20 protein-coding genes (1 of these 20 cut by a window edge) are annotated in these 19,376 nt (G+C 57.4%); 7 read left to right on the top strand and 13 right to left on the bottom strand.

Going from position 1 to position 19,376, the window contains the following annotated elements; genetic code table 11:
* From ACN9M3_RS09205 to ACN9M3_RS09190, 4 genes are read left to right on the top strand one after another with little or no spacing between them, the layout of a single operon-like run.
* Window positions 1-534, top strand: coding sequence for a DUF2059 domain-containing protein (locus ACN9M3_RS09205; RefSeq protein ID WP_426321971.1), 534 nt, complete (start codon window positions 1-3; stop codon window positions 532-534).
* A gap of 15 nt (window positions 535-549) precedes the next feature.
* The gene (locus tag ACN9M3_RS09200; protein ID WP_426170094.1) at window positions 550-1,509 is read left to right on the top strand and encodes an AraC family transcriptional regulator ligand-binding domain-containing protein; all 960 of its coding nucleotides are present in this window, start codon (window positions 550-552) and stop codon (window positions 1,507-1,509) included.
* Window positions 1,496-2,200, top strand: coding sequence for a hypothetical protein (locus ACN9M3_RS09195; protein WP_426321969.1), 705 nt, complete (start codon window positions 1,496-1,498; stop codon window positions 2,198-2,200). Before ACN9M3_RS09200 ends, ACN9M3_RS09195 begins: the two co-directional genes overlap by 14 nt.
* Window positions 2,197-2,841, top strand: a complete 645-nt coding sequence (locus tag ACN9M3_RS09190) for a hypothetical protein (protein ID WP_426321967.1) — start codon at window positions 2,197-2,199, stop codon at window positions 2,839-2,841. The genes ACN9M3_RS09195 and ACN9M3_RS09190 overlap by 4 nt, the downstream gene beginning before the upstream one ends.
* Window positions 2,842-2,851: 10 nt before the next feature.
* Here the strand turns inward: ACN9M3_RS09190 and ACN9M3_RS09185 are convergent, their stop codons facing one another.
* Window positions 2,852-3,667: a DUF4019 domain-containing protein gene (locus tag ACN9M3_RS09185; RefSeq protein ID WP_426321965.1), complete on the bottom strand. Its 816-nt coding sequence runs from the start codon at window positions 3,665-3,667 to the stop codon at window positions 2,852-2,854.
* A gap of 81 nt (window positions 3,668-3,748) precedes the next feature.
* Here ACN9M3_RS09185 and ACN9M3_RS09180 point away from each other — a divergent pair, with 81 nt between their 5' ends.
* A complete protein-coding gene (locus ACN9M3_RS09180; protein WP_426170085.1) occupies window positions 3,749-4,498 on the top strand; it encodes an FCD domain-containing protein in 750 nt (249 codons plus the stop codon).
* Here the strand turns inward: ACN9M3_RS09180 and ACN9M3_RS09175 are convergent.
* From ACN9M3_RS09175 to ACN9M3_RS09145, 7 genes are all read right to left on the bottom strand, one after another.
* Window positions 4,484-5,860 (bottom strand): PLP-dependent aminotransferase family protein, encoded by a 1,377-nt coding sequence (locus ACN9M3_RS09175; RefSeq protein ID WP_426323720.1) that lies wholly within the window; start codon window positions 5,858-5,860, stop codon window positions 4,484-4,486. The two genes, ACN9M3_RS09180 and ACN9M3_RS09175, sit on opposite strands and share 15 nt — an antisense overlap.
* A 353-nt stretch (window positions 5,861-6,213) precedes the next feature.
* Complete coding sequence (locus tag ACN9M3_RS09170) at window positions 6,214-6,615, bottom strand: hypothetical protein (protein ID WP_426321963.1); 402 nt, start codon at window positions 6,613-6,615, stop codon at window positions 6,214-6,216.
* A gap of 64 nt (window positions 6,616-6,679) precedes the next feature.
* Window positions 6,680-8,320, bottom strand: a complete 1,641-nt coding sequence (locus ACN9M3_RS09165; protein WP_426321961.1) for a M28 family peptidase — start codon at window positions 8,318-8,320, stop codon at window positions 6,680-6,682.
* A gap of 421 nt (window positions 8,321-8,741) precedes the next feature.
* Window positions 8,742-9,005 (bottom strand): hypothetical protein, encoded by a 264-nt coding sequence (locus ACN9M3_RS09160; protein WP_426321959.1) that lies wholly within the window; start codon window positions 9,003-9,005, stop codon window positions 8,742-8,744.
* Entirely contained in the window at window positions 9,002-10,330 is a 1,329-nt protein-coding gene (locus ACN9M3_RS09155) for a hypothetical protein (RefSeq protein ID WP_426321957.1), read from the bottom strand. Before ACN9M3_RS09155 ends, ACN9M3_RS09160 begins: the two co-directional genes overlap by 4 nt.
* Window positions 10,278-13,007 (bottom strand): hypothetical protein, encoded by a 2,730-nt coding sequence (locus ACN9M3_RS09150; protein WP_426321955.1) that lies wholly within the window; start codon window positions 13,005-13,007, stop codon window positions 10,278-10,280. Before ACN9M3_RS09150 ends, ACN9M3_RS09155 begins: the two co-directional genes overlap by 53 nt.
* A gap of 40 nt (window positions 13,008-13,047) precedes the next feature.
* Complete coding sequence (locus ACN9M3_RS09145; RefSeq protein ID WP_426321953.1) at window positions 13,048-13,269, bottom strand: hypothetical protein; 222 nt, start codon at window positions 13,267-13,269, stop codon at window positions 13,048-13,050.
* Window positions 13,270-13,372: 103 nt separating this feature from the next.
* Between ACN9M3_RS09145 and ACN9M3_RS09140 the strand changes: the two genes are divergently transcribed.
* Together ACN9M3_RS09140 and ACN9M3_RS09135 are read left to right on the top strand one after the other, a co-directional pair.
* Window positions 13,373-13,789, top strand: coding sequence for a hypothetical protein (locus ACN9M3_RS09140; RefSeq protein ID WP_426321951.1), 417 nt, complete (start codon window positions 13,373-13,375; stop codon window positions 13,787-13,789).
* A gap of 18 nt (window positions 13,790-13,807) precedes the next feature.
* Window positions 13,808-14,134, top strand: a complete 327-nt coding sequence (locus ACN9M3_RS09135) for an integrase core domain-containing protein (RefSeq protein ID WP_426321949.1) — start codon at window positions 13,808-13,810, stop codon at window positions 14,132-14,134.
* A 677-nt stretch (window positions 14,135-14,811) separates the two neighbouring features.
* Here ACN9M3_RS09135 and ACN9M3_RS09130 read toward each other — a convergent pair.
* The 5 genes from ACN9M3_RS09130 to ACN9M3_RS09110 form a co-directional block, all read right to left on the bottom strand.
* On the bottom strand, window positions 14,812-15,267 hold the full coding sequence (locus ACN9M3_RS09130) for a hypothetical protein (protein ID WP_426321947.1): 456 nt from the start codon (window positions 15,265-15,267) through the stop codon (window positions 14,812-14,814).
* Window positions 15,268-15,279: 12 nt separating this feature from the next.
* Window positions 15,280-16,812, bottom strand: coding sequence for a hypothetical protein (locus ACN9M3_RS09125; RefSeq protein WP_426321945.1), 1,533 nt, complete (start codon window positions 16,810-16,812; stop codon window positions 15,280-15,282).
* A 401-nt stretch (window positions 16,813-17,213) separates the two neighbouring features.
* The gene (locus ACN9M3_RS09120; protein ID WP_426161477.1) at window positions 17,214-18,326 is read right to left on the bottom strand and encodes a hypothetical protein; all 1,113 of its coding nucleotides are present in this window, start codon (window positions 18,324-18,326) and stop codon (window positions 17,214-17,216) included.
* 44 nt (window positions 18,327-18,370) lie between these two features.
* Window positions 18,371-18,715, bottom strand: coding sequence for a hypothetical protein (locus ACN9M3_RS09115; protein WP_426321943.1), 345 nt, complete (start codon window positions 18,713-18,715; stop codon window positions 18,371-18,373).
* A protein-coding gene (locus ACN9M3_RS09110) for an Ig-like domain repeat protein (RefSeq protein WP_426321941.1) crosses the window boundary here: on the bottom strand, window positions 18,716-19,376 show its end. 26,255 nt of this gene lie beyond the right edge of the window; only the last 661 of its 26,916 coding nucleotides appear in the window; the start codon falls outside the window, past its right edge — the gene reads right to left on this strand; the stop codon is at window positions 18,716-18,718.

Raw genomic sequence — 19,376 nt, 5'->3', positions numbered from 1 at the left:
ATGAAAAAACTCGCGACAATGATCGCCGCCCTGGCCATCGGGGGCACGGTGCACGCGGCGCCGGTACCGGCCGCGAAACAGGAACTGGTCAACCGCGTGCTGCAGCTCTGGCACCCGGAAACCATCGGGGAGTCGATGCTGCAGGCGCCGGTAGGCGATGCGGTGCAGCAGGCCCGGGCCGTGCTGCAGGGCCGCGTATCACCGGAAAAGCGCGATGCCGCGCTGAAGGAGATCGTGGCCGACGCCCGCCAGTTCATGGACGAGAACAAGCCGCTGGCGCAGGCCAGCGCGCAGAAACTGGTCGGCACCACGGTGGCCCCGATGCTGGCCGAACGCTTCACGGAGGAGGAACTGCGCCAGATCATCACCATTCTCGAATCGCCGGTGAAGAAAAAGTTCGAAGGCATGGTGCCCGAGCTGCAGAAGAAGCTGGGCGAAGGGGTTGCCGCCGATACGCGTGCCGTGATGGATCCAAAGCTGCAGGAACTGCAGCAGCGCATCGGCATGCGCCTTCGTAGTGCGGTGTCGCCCTGACCGGGAGAACAGGCCATGAGCTATTCCTCGGCTCTTCACCTGGTGCGCGGTGTGAAATCGCGCCTTTCCCATTCCGGCGTTGAAGCGGAAGCGCTGTTCGAGCAAGCCGGCCTGAATGAAGGCGACGGCCTGGCCTGCGACGCGCTGACGCTGTCGGACAAACTCAGCCACCTGTGGGAGCTGGTGGTTGAACATTCGGGCGATCCGCTGATCGGCCTGAAGGTCTCTACCCCGCATCGCCTGGGCTGGCTGGGCGTGATGGGGCACATCATGCTGTTGTCGCCGACCGTGCAAAGCACGATCGAGCGCTGTCACGGCCATACGCGCGTCGGTATCCTGCTGCCCGGCCTGCAGCGCGTGGTGCCGCGCCAGCGCTACGACTTCGTCTGGTGCGTGCTGCTGCGCACCCTGCGCTGTGCCTCCGGCCGCGACGACGCCGTGCCGGTGAAGGTGGAATACGCCTTCCCGGAACCGGCCAATTCGGCATTCTTCGAAAATACCTTCGGCTGCCCGGTGTATTTCAACCGGCCTCACAATGTGATGGAGTTTTCCGACGCGGACATGGTGGCGGCGCTGCCCAACGGCGGCATGCCGCTGCCCGGCCCCAAGCCTATCCTGGCCCAACTGGCCGAAGCGCAGCCGCCTGCATTCACAGCCCGTGTGCAAGAGATCCTCGCCTCGCTGCTGCCGAAAGGGCCGCCGCATCGCGACGCCGTGGCCGGCTTGCTGGCCATGAGCGAGCGTACCTTGCAACGGCGCCTGGCCGAGGAAGGCACCAGCTTTTCCAATGTGGTCGACGACACCCGGCGCGCGCTGGCGCGGCAATCGCTTGAAGCTGGCGAACTGTCGCTGAAGATGCTCAGCTTCCAACTGGGCTTTTCCGAACCGAGTGCGTTCTACAGGGCGTGCAAGCGCTGGTTCGGCATGACGCCCTCCGACCTGGCCAATCACGGAGAAAAACATGGCATGGTATAAACCGGAGCATCCTGCGCAACTGTTTGGCCAATTGCTGGTCAAGCACAAGCTGGTCACCGAAGAGCAGCTTCAAAGCGCGATCGAACATCAGCGGCAAACCGGCCAGCGGCTCGGCGAAATTTTCGCCGAGTGGGAGCTGGTCACGCACCAGCATGTGCAGGACATCCTGCGCAAGCAGCGCCGCGTGCGCATGGCGGCGGCGCTGATCGGGGCGATTTTCGCTCCACTGGAGGCGTATGCCGCCGAAACGCTGGCTACCGCCCCCGTCACCATCAGCGCCCCGGCTGCAATCGTGCCCCGCGAGGGTTCGTTTGCGGCTCTGGCGGAAAATGAACTCGACGCCGTGACCGCCCAAGGTCTTGATGAAGACCTGGTGCGCCAGGTTCGCGATCAGTTGAAACGTAACGGCGTGGAAGTGAGCGGAGACCTGGCCAAGCTGGTCAATCCGGTGCTTGGCATGATTGACTCCGATGTCAGCGTGAATAACGTGGTGTACGCGCCGAACCGCGCGGCGACCACTGTCAATCCCGACGGCTCCTTGTCGCTGAACCTTCCGACCACAATCGGAGAAATCAGTTTCAATAACATCCGCGTGCATGGCGCCGCGGGCAGTGGGCCGAGCTTCGGCAGCATCTCGATCAGGGGCATCGACCTGACCGGTACCGTCATCACGATGGCGCTCAAGCGATGAACCCCGCCGTCCGCCCCGTCGCAAAGCGCCTGCATCGCGCGCCTTGGCTGGCCCTGGCTGTCGCCCTGCCCACGATGGCGGCAACAGGCGTAGAGCCTCTGGCACCTGCGGTGTCCGCCCTGTCGGGCAATACTGTCCATGTGGCTGAGGCTCCAAGTCCCGGCCTGCCCGGCAAAGCCTTCACTGCCTGGACGCTGGTCGCAGCTCCCGTCCCGCGCCTGTGCGCGATGGTTCAGGACTACGCCGCCTATTCCTCTTACATGCCCAATACAAAGAGCGCGCTGCCGGTTGGCGAAGGAGACGGCTACGTCCTGGTCGACATGACACTCGACCTGCCACTGGGACAGCAAAAGAAGTACCGCCTGCGACTGGAGCAGCAACAGCAGCCCGACGCCACCCAATGCAAACTCGCATGGCAGCTGGTGCCAACCGGCCTTGCGCCCGCAGACACCATTGCCGACACCGCCGGCTACTGGCTATTCACGCCGATCCCCGGCGAAAGCGGCAAGACGCTGGTTGAATATCATGTCTATGCCGACCCGGGACCGGTGCCATACGGCTTCGGCTGGATCGTCGAGATGATGAGCAAGCGCAGCCTCCCGCGCACGCTGGAAGCCCTGCGTGCGCAAGCGGCCAGGTAATGGGCCGCTATTACTCCGCGCAGCGAAACACTCCCTTCATTTTCAAGCGTTGTTCGGCCGTCAGCCGCGCCGCGGTTTCGTTGTAAATATAGTTCTCTTCCTCCCGCATCAGGAGGAAACTGCCGTCCGCCTGCTCGCTCCAGACCAGGTAGCCGCAGTAGGTCTCGGCATTGGTGAAACGGCCCGTGAAGTCCACCGCTGCATAGGTGCCCGGCGCACCGTTTTGCGAGCTGCGATAGATCGTCACTTTCTTCAGGTCACGCTGTTGCACGCTGCCTGCCCGTGCAGCGCTCGCCGCCATGGCATCGCGCCATTCCTCAAACGTCCACTGCTGCCGCAAGCCGGCGCCAAGGCGCGCCCATGCCTCGGCATAGCGCGCCGCATCCTTCTCGGTAAAGTAAGCCTTGCTCAGCGCCTCGACGCGGGTTTTCTGGGAGGCGGTCGGTTGCCACGCTGGCGTTGCACTCACGGCCTTCGGTGGCGCCAGGGACTGCTGAAGCGCCGCGTTCATGCGGCGGAATTCCTCCAGCATGCTGTCACAGGCTTCGCGCTTTGCCTGGCATAGTGCATTCATCCTGATCGATGCCTGGCCGTTTTCCACAACCACCGTGCGCCGGACTGCCGCAGGATGGGCAGGATGCCCGGCCCGGGTGAAGGACCACAACGTATGGCTCGCTTTATCGTCTGCGACAGTCCAGCCGCCCTCCTCCGTGATCGCCACGTCGCTGCGTGCTTTCAGGGTCTCCAATGCTGCTGCGGCGCTGGGGTAGCCAATACTGTCAGGCGTCGCCGCAGCTGCGGACAGGAGTATCAGGAAATCAATCATGCATTGCAATATAGAGCACGGCGCGACAAAAGGTCAATTGTGGTAGCATCCGGCCGTCTGACCATTAAGCTGCGAGCCGCCATGCCATCCGCCCCACGCCTGTCCGATGTCGTCGCCACTGAACTGGAAACCCGTATCCTCGAAGGTTCGCTGAAGCCTGGCGACCGCCTGCCGTCCGAGCGCGAACTGGCAGTGGAGCTGGGCGTGTCGCGTCCCTCCCTGCGCGGCGCCCTGCAATCGCTGGTGGCCAAGGGGCTGCTGATCACGCGCCACGGCGGCGGAACTTTCGTGACCGACTCGATGCAGGCGGCATTCACCGACCCGTGGCAGCAGATGCTGAAAGACCATCCGGATATCCACGGCGACATGCTCGAATTCCGCTATATGCTGGAAGGCCAGGCCGCGCAACTGGCGGCGGAGCGCGGAACGGAAGAGGATTTCGAACGCATCCGCGCATGTCATGAGGCACTGGAGCGAGCGTTGGCGACGCAGGACCTCGAGCAATGCATCAAGACCGACGTGGAATTCCACCAGGCGATTGCAGAGGCCTCGCACAATGTGCTGATCGGGCATTTGAGCTCCAGCCTGCACAAGGTGATGGAAGGACACGTGCAGAGCAACCTGGAATACCTGACGGCTCGCCCGGAACTGTGGGCGCAGCTTCAGGTGCAGCACCGCGCAATCTGGGAAGCGGTACGGGAGCGAAGGATGGATATGGCGGAACACGCTGCCCACCACCATCTGGATTTCGTCAAGCAGACCATGCGCGAGACCCTGAAGAACGAAGAACGCCGCAGTGCGGCAACGCGGCGGCTGTCAGCCGGCGCGTAAGACTTCGGGCCGCCGCGCAAGCAGGTGCGACAGCTTTTGAAGACCCGCCTGCAAGCGCCCGCGATCCTTGATGCTACCCAAAGAGATCCGAAGTGCGTTCACCGATCCGCTGCCGTTTGCAAATGCCTCTGCCGGCGTGACTGCAACGCCCTCGATCTCGGCTGCACGCACAAGCTGCGAGGGGCTCCAATACGCCGGCAACTCGAACCATACATGCAGGCCATCCCCTGCGCCACTGTACCGCCCGGCCAGGAGATCCCGAGCCATCAAGTGGCGCAGGCGCGCCTCCTTGCGCACACCTTCCAGCAATCCGTCTGCCGAACCGGAAAGTATCCACTGAGTGGCCAGTGCCGCCGTCAGAGGAGCGACCATCAGCGCAAATGATCTAAGCGCGACCAGGAAACGTTCGCGTTCGTGCGGGTCGCGTATTAGCACGAAGGCGACACGCAAGCCGGGCGTCAGGCATTTCGACAGGGTTGAGATGTAGTACACCTGCTCCGGTGCAAATGTGGCAATAGGCGGTGGCGGGCTATCGGCAAGGAGCCAGTAGGGATCGTCCTCGACGATGCGCACATTGCAGCGCTTCGCAATGCTGGCGAGCTCCTTGCGCCGACGTTCCGGAATCGTGACGGCGGTCGGGTTCTGTAAAGTCGGGTTGAGGTAGACCAGACCAGGGCTGTGCTGGCGGCACGCCTCCTCAAGCATCTCAGGCACCATCCCGTGCTTGTCCGCTTCCACCGCAACGATGCGCCGGCCGAATTGGGCCGCGGCGGCACGCAAGCCGGGATAACTCATTGGCTCTGCCAGGATAACGTCGCCAGGCTCCGTCAGCGCAAGGATCAATGCGGCGATCGCCGCTTGCGCCCCCGGGCAGACAACTAGCTGTCGTGCATCCGGATGTCCAAACATCGGTTCGAGCCATTTGGCTCCAGCCTTGCGGTCGGAGTTGCTTCCCCCGGCCAAGTGGTAAGTCATCAGCAATTCACTATCTGCCCTCATCAATACTTGCGACAAACCCTGTTTCAACATGTCGTCAAAGTCCACGCCATCCGGCGGTGGCGGGGTATTCATGCTCAGGTCGAGGATGGAGTCCAACTCGACTTTCGGCGCCGCGACATAGGTGCCTCGAGCGCCGCGGCCCTCCAACAAGTGGCGGCGCCTGGCTTCGTCGTATGCGCGCGTGATCGTCGTCAGGTCGACGTCCAGCTGTGCTGCCAATTGGCGCTGCGGAGGCAGGCGGTCTCCCGGTTTCAGCGAACCGCCTTCTACCGCCGCCTGCAACGCATCCGCGATCTGTAAAAAACGCGGCCCGCCATGCACAGCCAAGCGCGGCATCCAGATCGGCGAATTTTCATCTTGCATGGATTTCAACTGGGACATTTTGTCTCAATGTATGGAAATTGCTTTTGGGTAAAATGCCTCAGGTCGTGCAGCAATCGCTGGCGCTCTCTCCTCCCTGATCAGCATTCGGCAAATACGCAAAAAGATGGAATGGATTCCAGTTGTCTTAGTTACGTTCAAGGTTCTCGTGTTCGGCACGGGCATGTTCTTCGCCATCAAATGGCATCACGATAAAGAGAAGGAGGAGAAAGAGAAGGAGAAATAGAGAAATCGGCGCGCCGTAGGCGCCCGCAGCCCCGAAGCACGCCTGTGCCGACCGATCTCGGCAGCGAGCTACTAAGTTGGAATTCTACCGAATACCCGCTCTTGGCCCGTCACGGCGCCATCGCAGGGCTAACTGGGTTCACGATTCGAACAACCTGCACTGGCTGATCTTCAAAAATTCGCGGTACCGACCATACGGACTCACGAATTTCCCATGTGACTCCCGTGTTCCGCAACAGCTCAAGAATCTGGTCTTTAATATCAACGAATTGAAGTGGATGGCCTGCCATGCCGCTTTTGATGCGATTCGTTGATAACTCGATCCATTGAACATCGCGGAAGGGATATGGCCCATTTGGCCCTTCAAGGTAGCCATCTACAGGTATCGTCAGAAGTTGCCCCCAATCCCCCTCTTCGGTTGAGAGGCCGGATGTCGATGCAACGCGAATCCAGCAACGAAGCTGTGCAACCAGCCCGCATATCGGGGCCAAGTAAGATACGGCGTCGCTCAAAACTGTTCCTTTTCGTTTACCTCACCTGACAGACACCCTCAGGTGAGGTCTTGATTAAATCTTCCTATTTGGCGCGCGCTTTGCCGAAAGCGTCGCCAGCTTTCCACTCCGGCATCTTCGGCGCATCGGCCACGATACGCCCCAGGTTCAGGGTGAACTGCGCCATCTGCGTCATGCCAGCCATCGACCAGTTAGGATCATATTCGTCGCTGACCTGATGATAGCTCTTGCGGTACGCTGCACGCATCTGCTCCGCCTTCTCCTTGTCGCCCAGGTAATCGCTGCCCGAGGTGATGGAGAATGCCGGCACACCCGCCTTGGCAAAGCTGAAGTGGTCGGAACGGAAGTAACCGCCCGCCAGGTCCGGCTTCTCTTTCGCGATCACCATTTTCATGCCCTTGGCGGCGGCTTCCGCCATCTTGCCCAAGTCAGTGCGCTCACTCCCAGCGGTGCCAATATCGCGCGTGGTGCCGATCCAGTTCAGGGAATCGAGGTTCAGGTTTGCAGCCGTTTTCGCCAACGGCCACAGTGGCGATTCAGCATACGCTGCGCTACCGAGCAAGCCCTGCTCTTCCGCCGCCACCCACAGGAACATCTGGCTACGCTTGGCAGGCGACTTCACCGCCTCCTGCGCCATCGCCAGCAAGGCCGCACTGCCGGAGGCATTGTCGACTGCACCGTTGTAGATGGTGTCACCGCTCGTGCCCTGCTTGCCCAGGTGGTCCCAATGAGCCGAGTAGATCACCACTTCATCCTTCAGTTTCGGATCGGTGCCCGGCACCACGCCCGCCACGTTGAACTGTTCGACATTGCGCACTTCAGCCTTCATGTCGCCCACCAGCCTGGCTTTCAGCGCCACCGGCTGGAAGTCCTTGCGTTCAGCGGCCGCACGCAACTGGTCCAGGTCCAGGCCTGCAGCCTTGAACAACGCCAGCGCAGTATCGTTGGTTATCCAGCCTTGCAACTCGGTGCCCGGCGTGCCTTGCGCAAGCTGGAAACGTTCCACGCCGTCCCAGCTGTTTTTCACCACGCTGTAGCCATACGAAGCCGAAGCATCGGTGTGGATCAGCAGCGCGCCGATCGCGCCCTTGCGCTTGGCTTCTTCGAATTTATAGGTCCAGCGGCCGTAGTAAGTCAGGGCCTTGCCGCCGAAGCGGTTCGGCGCTTCGGCCGTTGGCATCGGGTCGTTGACCATCATGACGATGACCTTGCCCTTCACGTCCTGGCCCTTGTAGTCGTCCCAGCCCTCCTCCGAAGCGGTGATGCCGTAGCCGACGAATACCAGGTCGGCATTGAAGCTGTGCGCAGCCTTCGCATCGCCCGGAGCATAGACCCAATCCTTGCCGAAGCTGGCCGGCAGCGCCACGCCATTCACTTCCAGTCGCAGGTTGGAAGCCGCCGCATCGGTCTTGACGCCGGCGATCTTCACCAGTTGGCGGTATGTGATGCCATCGACCGGCTTCAGGCCCACGGCCAGGGCCTGGTTTTCCAGGTAAGCGACGGTCAGGTCGCCGCCGCGCTGGCCGGTGCCGCGGCCTTCCAGCAGGTCGCTGGAAAGGAACGCCAGATGGGCGCGCAGCGGCGCCTCTTGCACAATCGGCTGCATTGCCTTGCCGCCTTTGACGCCTGCTGCGTGGGCCGGTGCCAGCGCCAGCGCAATGCTGGCCGCGAGGGTGGACGCTACGAAGGTGATGGATTTAGTCATGTCTTTGTCTTGTGGATTGTCCATTGGGCGCGGCTGATGGCCGCGCGGGCATTCTAGCGGATTTGCCGCAATAGAAACCTGGCGCGGAATCGATCCGCATCGGCAACGGCCGAAATGCGCTTATCTTTTTGAAGCCTGGGGTGGTCTTCTGAAAGGCGTGTGGCTGCGACATTAGCCGACAAGCAGACGGTGGCAGGTGATGCGGACAGGTCGTCCAGGACTGTGCTCGCCCCGCACCACGAACCTGCCCAATGAATGAGCAAATGCCGCGCGATTCTCGGGCTATTCCCGAGAAAAGTGCCCGATGCGCGCCGCGGTGCCACCAAAGCAGCGATTTTCTTTCAAAAGTCGCTGCTTCAATTGGTACCCAAACCGTTCTGGACATCCGAAAAGGGCAACGGCGACATCTGGGCAGGGCAAATTAAGTCATCAGATTTGGATAGTTTTCTTTCAAGGTTGCAACATCTGGATAAACATTTTCCGGAAGATTTTCCTTAATGAAACTGATCGCTTGAACATATAACGCATCCGGTCGTAACAAATGAGCAAACATCGTATTAAGTTCAATCGAATAAAGAGTACCTAAACCGTCTTCATGCCGAATGACAACATAGTCTTCGACCCGAAGGCCATCTATTGTTAATTCTCTTATAATTTCCTCGTTTGTAAAAACTTTCTCAGTCATTGTTTATTCCTTTTAAATTTCTGTGGATCCATGCCCAATCGGATTAGTCTTTTATCTTTGAAATTCTCCGATAGAACATCTTCGCCCGTCGTTGTAAAAAGGGTTACATTTTCTTTTTCCGGGCCCCAGACTATTCGTGACTTAAGAGGTGGCGTCGTTGGGTCTACGGCTAACTTTCGCCGCCAAAGCTCATTCATATTGTTAATATCTGCAAACGAAGGAAGCTTCTCAGTTTCACCCAACGGATGTACGTGCCCAAATACTTGCGTGTCGTCAAACACTGGGAACCTCACCTTATCCGGAAGACCTGAGTAAAGTTTCCAGACTCTATCTCCGTCGACTGTCTCTCGAGTCAAGACAAACTCCATACCTTCATGTTTAACGTTTAGCGACCACAAGTCTTTGGTAGTAATGGTACGCTGATCCAGCGTAAACCCGTAATGCCCCGGCAGTTCACCTGATTCCAACAATTTCGCGGTGGTCGTTACAGGTCGACTTGCTCGCCAGTCCTTCATTGCAACCTGCTCTATTGGTGCCCCAACACCAGAACTACGCATTTCAGCGAACGCAATGGTAGGATTGCTCGTCGATGCCAACAATCCGTCCGCGCCGATTCTCTCCAACTGTACCGTCTCTAGCACCGACCGAACGCTGGTTGGTTTGGTAAATCCGATTTTCCAATCGGGCAGCCCTGCTGCTCGTAGTTCTGAAGCACCTTGCCTGACGACAGACGGCAGTATAGGCGCAAGGCCGAACCCTGCGGATAGCGCCAGCTCAGTCTTATTTATGCCGAAGTGACCAATTGTCTTGCCTGAGGCGAAATAGGCGACGTTTTCGAGAGCCTGGGATGTCAGATCACCGACAACGCCTGCAGAAACACCCGCTGCGCCAGTGACGCCGATAGCGCCCCAAGCACTTGCGCCGACGAACTGAGCACCAAAGGTTCGCGCAGCTCCAAATGCCCAGCCACCTGTCATCAGACCGGCTACGCCACCGACCGTCGTCAGAGAGAAAGCGCCAACAGCATCACGTATGCCATTTGCGCGCTGTTGCATCTCGGTGAAGCGGGGATCGCCAGGATTGAGCTCGAGCCCCAAGGAAGCATACTCCCCTGCCCCCACGTTCCAACGCTCGAATCGATATTTCAGTAGCTCAAGGCGCTGCTGCGGATCTGTTGTGTTATCAAGAACGTCTTGGATCGTAGCCTTTGCACCTTCAGTTCGACCATAGAATTGGTATTTCCCTCCCGTGTCAGAAGCGTTTGTAAACAGGTTACCGGCTCCATCGAATGCTGCGTAGGTGGCCGCATTCGAGCCCCCCCACAAGCCTCTCTTCGCCCTGCAATTTGAAGTCAGAAGTCGTTACTTGCCCGATAGGAACCGTGCCAGTACCATCAAATTTGACCAACTCACCATTAGCGAACCGTTGCTCCGGAACTCCCTGTAGCGACACCGCGTTTTGCTCGATAACCGTTAGGCCAGCATTTTGTTCGAATGAGGCCGCCGCGAGCTTTTGCTCGATGATCTGATCCAGTCGAGCCTGATGCCTTTCATCATCTCGCTGCTGTTGTTTGGCGTAAGAACTCATGAACCGCTTGAGCGCCTCTGACTCAGCATTTCCGTCGCCAGAAATTGCCGCTGCGGACGCGCCATTGATACCGTCGGGTGTGGTGTCAACGCCGAACATGCCTCGTTGCTTACGTGCCGCAACATCTTCTGCAAATGTTTTACCCAGCACCGGTTCTTGCCCTTTTTTTGGCGCAGAGCCAAAGAGGTTCTCAAAAATCTCGCCAGGATTGTTAGCGGCATCTTCCTTAATCTGGTCACCAGCACCCTCCACCAGCCCGTCGATGAAATTACCGCCACGACGTTCAGACAAATAGCCACCGAGCACTCCGTGTGCAGCATAGTCGCCGAACGAACCCTTGCCGCCGAAAACGCCAACGTTGTTCTTGATCAGTGCATTGCCAAGCGATGCCAAGGTGCTCACGCCAACAGCCTTCCAATCCACGTGATCGTTCTTGATCACCTGGTAGGAAATATTCTGCGCGGCCGAATTAACCGCGAGCTGGGCGTATTTTCCCCAGGACCCACCCAAGACCGTTCCGGATTCGCCGATGTATTCGCCAAGCGCTCTTCCGACAACGTTCCCAGCATTCTTCGCGATGTACGATGCAGCCACGGCCTTCCAGCTAAAGTGCTCGCTGGTCAATGCGGTCGTCAACGTCGAAGTTGCGAATATGCCGACCTGGGTGCCGATCGCCGTGGCCATGCTGCTGGATACGCCCATGGCTGTTGCGCCTTGCGTAACGGCGCCGCCAACCATGCCCGACACATAACTGCCAACGCCCGCTGTCACAAGAGCCATGGCGCCCGCCTTGGCCACGGCCTTGTAGTTCATGTATTCATGGTCGCCATTGCCCATCGGGTCATACAACGACCGCGTGAAGTCGTGCAGGTTGCCGGAGAACGGGTTGAGCGTGCGCTTCACGGCGCGTTTGAAATCGAAGTTTCCGTTCAGTATATTGGTCGCATGCTGTTCAGCCAGCACGGACGACATCGCTGCCAAGGCGATGCCGACGCCGCTGCCGCCTGTAATCACACACACCACCACAAATACGATGATGGAAATAATCTTGGCGATGAAGCCGAACTTCGACTTGGGCGGGGGCGGCGAAGGCAGGTTCGGTAAGGTGCTGCCGACCAGCTTGCCGTTGTTATAGGCCTGCTCCAGCGAAACGCCATTCATGTAAGCCGGCGCAATCAGCGCCTGCCCGCCGTGCAGCGCCTGGCCCGGTTCGAGCTTGTTGGCCTCTGCCAGCTTGTACCACAGCGAAGCATCGCCGTAGATGCGCTGGGCGATCGTCTGCAAGGTGTCGCCGTCGTTGGCTACCACCACATTGCCGCCGTTGCCCGGCGTGCTGCCGCCAGCCACAGGATCGTCGATCAACGGGTTCTGGCTGGCGTTGAGGTTGTAAGCACGCCAGAAGTTGTTCTTCTGCTCGTCCGACATGTCGCCGAAGCTGCCGGAATTGGTGCTGTAACGCATCTGCAACTGGCCGTTGGCGATGACCTGGTATTGCTCCTGAAGCGGCGAGTTCTTGTCGACTTCCGTCGCCTTCAGGATGTTGCCTTGGGCGTCAAACACGAAGAACTTCGACTTCGGTCCGGACTTCGGCCATTCGCCGCTGGTCGGCTCCTCGAAGTTCACAGCAATCATCCTGCCGTCGGCGTTGTACACCATGACGCTCCTGGCACTGGCGCCAGTACGGCCGGCAAGCTTGCCGCTTTCGCCGCGCATATAGCCTTCCGACCACAGCAAGACGGAACCGGTTGCACCTGCGCCGTAAGTGCTGGTGTAGAACTGGCTCATGTCATCGCCAACGGTCGAGTAGGAGGTGCTCTTCAAGACGTTGCCTGCAGCGTCGAACTTGTCGTTGGTCTGGCGGGACTTGACGCTGCCGTCGTCGTTGTAGCTTTCCGTCACCAGGTTGCGGCCGGCGACATCGTACGACATGGCATGCCGTTCGTAGCCAGTCTTTGCCTTGCTCCTCACCAGTCGCGCCAGGAAGGACAACTGATCGCCATATTCGGCCTGCTGCTCTGCATAGTCGGCCAACGCCTGCTGGTAGGCGGTGTAGTCGATGTTGTACTGCGTGAGCAGCGCCAGGTATCGGTCCTTGTCCGCCTGTGGTGCATTTGGACCCGGATCGACCGGCTTCGTCGGTTCGACCGGTGCTACCGGTGCGGCGTCAGCCTGGACGTCAGGCAGATCCTCGACCTTGGTCCATTCTTCCACCACACGGCCTGCGGAATCGTAGCGGGTGTTGTACTGCTGCCCACCGATCACGCTGGCAACCAGTCGGTTCATCGCATCGTAGGTGAACGTCTGCGTTACGCTGCCGCCCTGGATCTTCCTGCCCAGGTTGCCGTCAATGTCATAGACATAATCGGTCGTCGACTCGTCGACCGCGCCGGAGGCATTTGTAGCGTCAGCGCGCACTACACGGTTCAACGCATCGTAGAAGAAGTAGCCATCCTGGTTACGACCCGCGCCGGCACTGCTGGACCAGGAATTGAAGCGGCTGCGGTTGCCGAAGCCGCTTCAACTCCATGCGGATGAACTGCGCACCAGTACCGAGATCGGCCGCGTCCACGCTGACCAGGCGGTGTTCGGCGTCGTAGCCCAGCACATTGCGCTGGAAGGTCTGGCCGTTTTGCTCCTGGACTTCGGAGGTGCGGTTGCCTACGGCGTCGTATGTCACCGCCCTGCACTTTCGGGCCAGCTTGCCGCCTGCACCGCAAAAACGGAATCGCTTTGACGATATACTCGCGCCTTTTTTCGTCCCCGTGTATCACTTATGCTGGATGCTGCATTTCCTTTGCCGGTTCGTGGCGCACCTGTTGTGGACGAGGCCCGTGCGGCGTCATTGTCCACGCGCCGCCTGTAAAAAGCCGCGCCACCATCACCTCCGCAAGCCAGCCTGGGCAATCGCAGAAATCATCCGCTTAAAGGCGCTCACCGATTTAAGCTGTCAAAAGCTGGCCAACACCTTCAACCGCCTGCACGGCTGCCAGCGCGGTGTCACGGTGAGCAAAAGCTGGGTGGCTCTGACGATCAAACAACACCACTACCGCATCGCCGATATGCGGGAACGATGGAAGCGGCAGCAGCCCGCACCGCTGGCCCGCAACAGGATTTGGGGTCTCGACCTAACCGGCAAAGCCGATACCGCCGGAAAGATCTACGCCATCCTTGGCGTCATTGATCATGGCAGCCGCTAAGCCCTGTGCCTGCAACCCTTGCCTGACAAGCGCGCAGTCACCATCCTGCGCCACCTCTTGCGCGCGATTAGTCAATATGGAATGCCGCGGGCGATCAGGACCGATAATGAAGCCTTCTTCCATTCGCTCCTGTTCCGGACAACGTTGAAATTTCTTGGCGTTCGACAGCAATTCAGCCAGCCAGGCATGCCATGGCAGAACGGCCGCATTGAAAGGCTGTTCGGCACATTGAAAGAAAAGCTCGATCAACTGACGGTCGAAGACTTGCCCGCAGGGGGGCACTGCGGCTGTCCATGCATGAATTCGGATTCTGGTACAACCTGGTCAGGCCGCACCAGCATCTAAACGGCAGGACGCCAATGGAAGCCTGGCGCGGAATCGACCCGCATCGGCAAAGGCCCAAGTGCGCTTATCTTTTCGAAGCCTGGGACGGTCTTCTGAAAGGTGTGTGGCTGCGGCATTAGCCGGCAAGAAGACTGTGGCAGGTGATACGGACAGGTCGTCCAGGACTTTGCTCCCCCACACCACGAAGCTGCCTAATGATTAAGCAAATGTCGCGTGATTCTCGAACTATTCGCAAGAGAATGCCCGGTGCACACCGTTGCGGGGCCACTAAAGCAGCAATTTTCTTTCAAAAATCGCTGCTTCAATTGATACCCAAACCTTTCTGGACATCTGGACGGGGCAAAAGGCCGAAACGCGCTTATCTTTTTGAAGCTTGGGGTGGTCTTCTGAAAGGTGTGTGGCTGCGGCATTAGCTGGCAAGAAGGCGGTAGCAGGTGATGTGGACAGGTCGTCCAGGACCTTGCTCGCCCTTTGCTACGAACCTGCCTAATGTCTGTGCAAATGTCGCACGACTCTCGAACCATTCTCGAGAAAATCTCCAGTGCGCACCGTCCGGGCGCCACCAAAGCAGCAATCTTCTTTCAAAAATCGCTGCTTCAATCGATCCCCAAACCTTTCTGGACATCTGGACGGGGCAACGGGGCAAGTTGCAAACTAAGCAGCCATATACCATCCGATCACACAGCCAATTCAGCAGCTACCGCTGCTAACAAAGCAGTAAGCCTCCTCGGCGGTGGAGTATCAACGTAACTCGCTGCGATCTCGAATGGATCAATCATCATGGCCTGATCCTTGGCTTTAGCAAATTTCCCGACCACATAGCGACTAAAGTATCGAGATCCCGGGATGTCATTTACAAACCAACAGCCCCCGAATTCCTGTACAAAATATTCACCAACCCAATAGCCCATACGGGTTAGCAGCCAGGCACGATCCCCCTCGTCAGCCACGAGCATGTCCTGCAATGCCTGCTCTACATAAGGCGCGAACTGGGCAGCATGATTCAGCACTTCGTGCGCTGGCTGTATTCCCAGCTTCCCTACGAAGTCCACGAGGACGGGCATAAGCTCGCCATAAAACTCGTTAAATCCGGCCTTCCGCTTTTCAAGCGTGGCCATGTCTTGCGCTGTCATTCCTATTAACCTTTAATGATGAATTACCTGAATGATGCCATTATTCGTGAGTTGCTGACTCAATTCTGCAGAAGGCGGCGCCCCCAAGAACACCCAGCGAGGATCGTATCCAGGGACATTCCCCCTCAACCAGACATCCTTGAGGATCTGTTGTTGAATCTGTTCACTAAGCGGAACAAATTGTTGGGTGGGGAGTCCATTTACCGTCCGCCAAGACTGATACGCCTTAACCTCATTGGCGACAACTCCACCATTAGGCTGCGGCACAGGAGCATCGACGAATCGACCACCAGTTCCAGTAATTGGCTTCCCATTGATGGGCACCGCAGGTACCGGATAGTGCATCTGGCCCGGCGAGCCACTCAACTCCTGCACATAGCGTTCAGCGGCCTGCCAACTCTCAGGGCCACGCATATTACGGATCTGATTCAGCGTATTGGTCGTCGGTGTATAAGTCAACAATAGTGGCTTCTGGGCTACCGACGGGACTGCTGACGCCGCATTCCGGACTTGATTCACCGTATTTGCTGCGGGCGTATACGTCAACAACAGCGGTTGCGTAGTTGAAGATGGTACCACAACCGGTGCTGCCTCATATGTGGTCTTTGCTGCTCGCCAGGATGCCGCAAATTGTTGAGTCCCTTGATTGGCCAGGCTCGCCGTGGCTGCAGAAGGCGACAAGGTAAGCAGTCCAGCGCCAAGTTCTGAAACTTGTGGAGATGCACCGGTTGCATACTCAACTCCTTGCCCAATAAGGGTGCGCGAAGCCTCGCCAGTAAGCGCTGTCTTGAATCCGGCTGTTGCCTGGTCTACGCTTGCGGCGAATCCTACCCAGCCTGCAGCCGACAGCAATAGGCTACCGCCACCAGTGATCGGTGCCCCGGCGCCACCCAAAGCAATTGCGGCACCGCTCGCGGCCCCACCTGCGAGACCTCCAACTCCCTGAACAACGCCGAGCAGACGTGTTCCGATATTCCAATCCGACCCCGTATCAACTGGCGACTGAGCAGGGATCGTATATTCGTATTGATGACCACCGCTGTCGCTCAGGGCGAAGTCCCAAGAATTCGAAGTCGTCTTACCGAGGAAGCCAGTGTCAGACACTTCATACAACCCAAGCCTTACAGCATTGGCTACTGTCGGCGAAAGATCTTGATTATTCTTAGCAGCATCCCCAACGACCAACGCGTTATATCTTTCGGCCACGTCCATTCGATTCCTCACGACTGGATTAACTTTGGCATCCTCGCCATCAACTGATCCCGAAGGCAAACTTAGACGATCTCGTCCCGTCACCCCTGGAATGTCATCGCCAGGACCAGCCGCCGCAGGGCCATCAACGATATAGCGAGCATCCTGCATTGCAGGGTCGTCATAAACCTTGGCGTACTGCGTGTCGCTCCACATACCGCCGGCCGAATACGAAACGGCAGCCGCGCTGTTCGTTGGAATTCCACCTAAATTGAAACCGCCGCCGTCGCTGAGCCCCATGCCATGCTCGCTACGGCCACCAATGGTGATGCTCGATTCAGGTGTGGGTTGCATCTGGTCTGCCAGGCTGGAACCGAGTGCATTGCCGAATGCATTTGGCCTAGCCCGACGCGGCGATAGTCATGACTGCCTGGCATAGGATCAAGTCTCGCGATTCCCAGTGCGAATGCCCCAGAGTATCTCTTCGATTGACTTTACTGTTAGTCGACCTTCGTGGAATTCGGCCGCAGCAAAGTAATTAATCGCATTCTTTGTTAGCACCTCTAGCCGTTCAATTGTCTGCGTGTCGCGATTCCAACATGACTTTAGAGTCTCAAACTTTGCCGCACAGCTTGCGCGGTTCTGTTCGTGACTGAACATAGACGTTCCTTCCGGTTGGTCAGCGGTAAAACTCATATATGTCAATTCCCCGGCGTAGTCCGTAAGGGCCTTTTTGAGCTTTGTTTCCGACATATTTATTTCTTCCTATAAATGGTACTTGCGGGCTGGTTCGGCGAAATATTGGTCCAGGAACTTGCACCGTTTTTCAACGTAACACTAACCTGGGGCGTTGACGCAGATTTAACTCCAAGTGTGGCGTCCAAAACATGAATATCTTGAACTCCAAAGCGCATTAGGAGATCAGGACGCTTATACGTCGATGGATCAGAGTACCGATAAAAGTGCCTGTCGAGCGAAACGACACTAAATGGACCATCTGGGACACCATAAAAAGCAAGCACCTTCTCCATTGCAGTCTTTGCGAATCGATCTGTTGCTCCGCCTTTCGCGATTTGTTCAGCGGTATAGCGATCCTTGAAATAGCTATACGGCACGAACAACTCGCCCCGTTCCAACTGTTGCGATGCAATTGTGTGTCCCATGTCAACTGCCGACTGGTACTCTTTCTGCAGCATTGCCCTGAAGGCTTCAGGCGTATGCCCGCTATTCCCGATGAACTTGATCGAAAGATCGCTATTGAGTGCAATCGCCCCCATCTTTTCTAGTGCTACGAGCCGGCTGTACTCGATATGATTTTCAAGTACCGAGGCACTAAAATCTGGCACCTCTATTCGCCTGCTCGAACCGTCGAGCGCAGGCAAATAACGTTTTCCAAGGTCAGGGGCATTGTAACCATCGCTGGATAATTCTTGTCGGACTTTCTCAATAAACTCACCACGCTGTAAATGTCGTGTCCATTCACCAACTAAGGCAATGTCATTCTTGGCCTGAGCATAGTCACCAAGTTGATCAATGTCCGAAAGCGCCTCTGCGAGACTGTGTGCCCGCCCATTTATCGCCAACTCAAATTGAGCCGACAATGGGCCTCGATTCATTGGTCGTGGCGCTGAACGCCCCCCACCACCGGGAATGAACTTCTCGTCATCTTCTACGTCAGAATCCAATGACGCTCTCAGATCGCCGCCTGAGCGAAGCGCATCTAAATACTGACCCAGTTTAATTGGCGTTAACGGCGCCGGCGCCTGTTCTTGTTGCTTAGTCCACCGATATAAATCCGCTTCAGCGTCTTCGCGTCCCGAACGCATCTGATCCTCGGCTATCTGAGCACGTCGCGCGCTGCCGTTCATTGTTTCAACCAGACTTGACCCGACTGCATTGCCGAATTTACCGTTCAGCTCTTACCTGAATCTTCCAATCCTTTTAGCAAAGCCCTCATAAAAGCGCGCCGATCAGCTACCGAACTTGCGAATACCAATTCCACTCGATCAAACAATTGAGCAAAATCCTCTGCTGAATTATCGAGACGCGATCGGAGCAATTCTTTCAGCCGAGCTTGTACAGTTGGCAAGTAGGAACGGAATTCCGAAATTAGCAGCACATCAACAGCCTTTGATACGTCGTCTGGATTGTTGGCATCCAAATCGTTCAGGACTTCACAGTCCTCATCACTTGCGTAGTTAGCATCAAAAACTTTAAGTAAACTGAGTAAGTCAAAGATTTCATTGTTCGACTTCATTTATTGCCCCCATATTGGAAATGCGGTATTGACGTTCCCTTGACGGAACCACACCTGTGCAGAATATGACTGCCCATACGCCAGTGATGTTTTCTTGTAACCCTCACCAATCAAATAATTGAAATTGATTGGGCGTTCAGCCAGCGCTACGTCGCCTGTCAACCGGTAAATATTCTGCGCACGATCAATCGCATTTAGTTGATCTCTATTGCTTAGGAAACGCGTAGCCGAAGACGGAATCTTAGGCGTTCCATTCGCATACTTCTCGACTATACCGGTAGTCGGATTGGTGCCGTATTGTGCTCGCTCTAACTGAGATTGCAATGTGGTCTGCGCACCATGCTTTTCTAAGAAATGAGCACCTGGAGTCGATGATTCGATTTCTTGAAGACGACGATATGCATTACCTTCTGCAAGCTCCTCCAATCGAATTGCCCGTTGCTCGGCTGTCATGTAAGCGTATTTCGCTCGCAAAGCCTCGCCCGGACTGATTGTATTTGCCCCTTTAACTTCGGCCCAATTAATAACGGAAGAGTTGTGAACCCACACCCCCATTGTGCCAACGAAGTAGGTGTGCACATCAGCGACTTCAAAATTGTAAGCTGTCGCACGCTCGTCGTCGACCTCAACAGACACCACTTCGGCGCAGCCGCCATTAAGC

Source organism: Pseudoduganella sp. R-43 (assembly GCF_049913255.1).
Lineage (GTDB): Bacteria > Pseudomonadota > Gammaproteobacteria > Burkholderiales > Burkholderiaceae_D > Rugamonas.
Note: the sequence above shows the minus strand (reverse complement) of the source record. Positions and strands in the feature narration are given on the sequence as shown.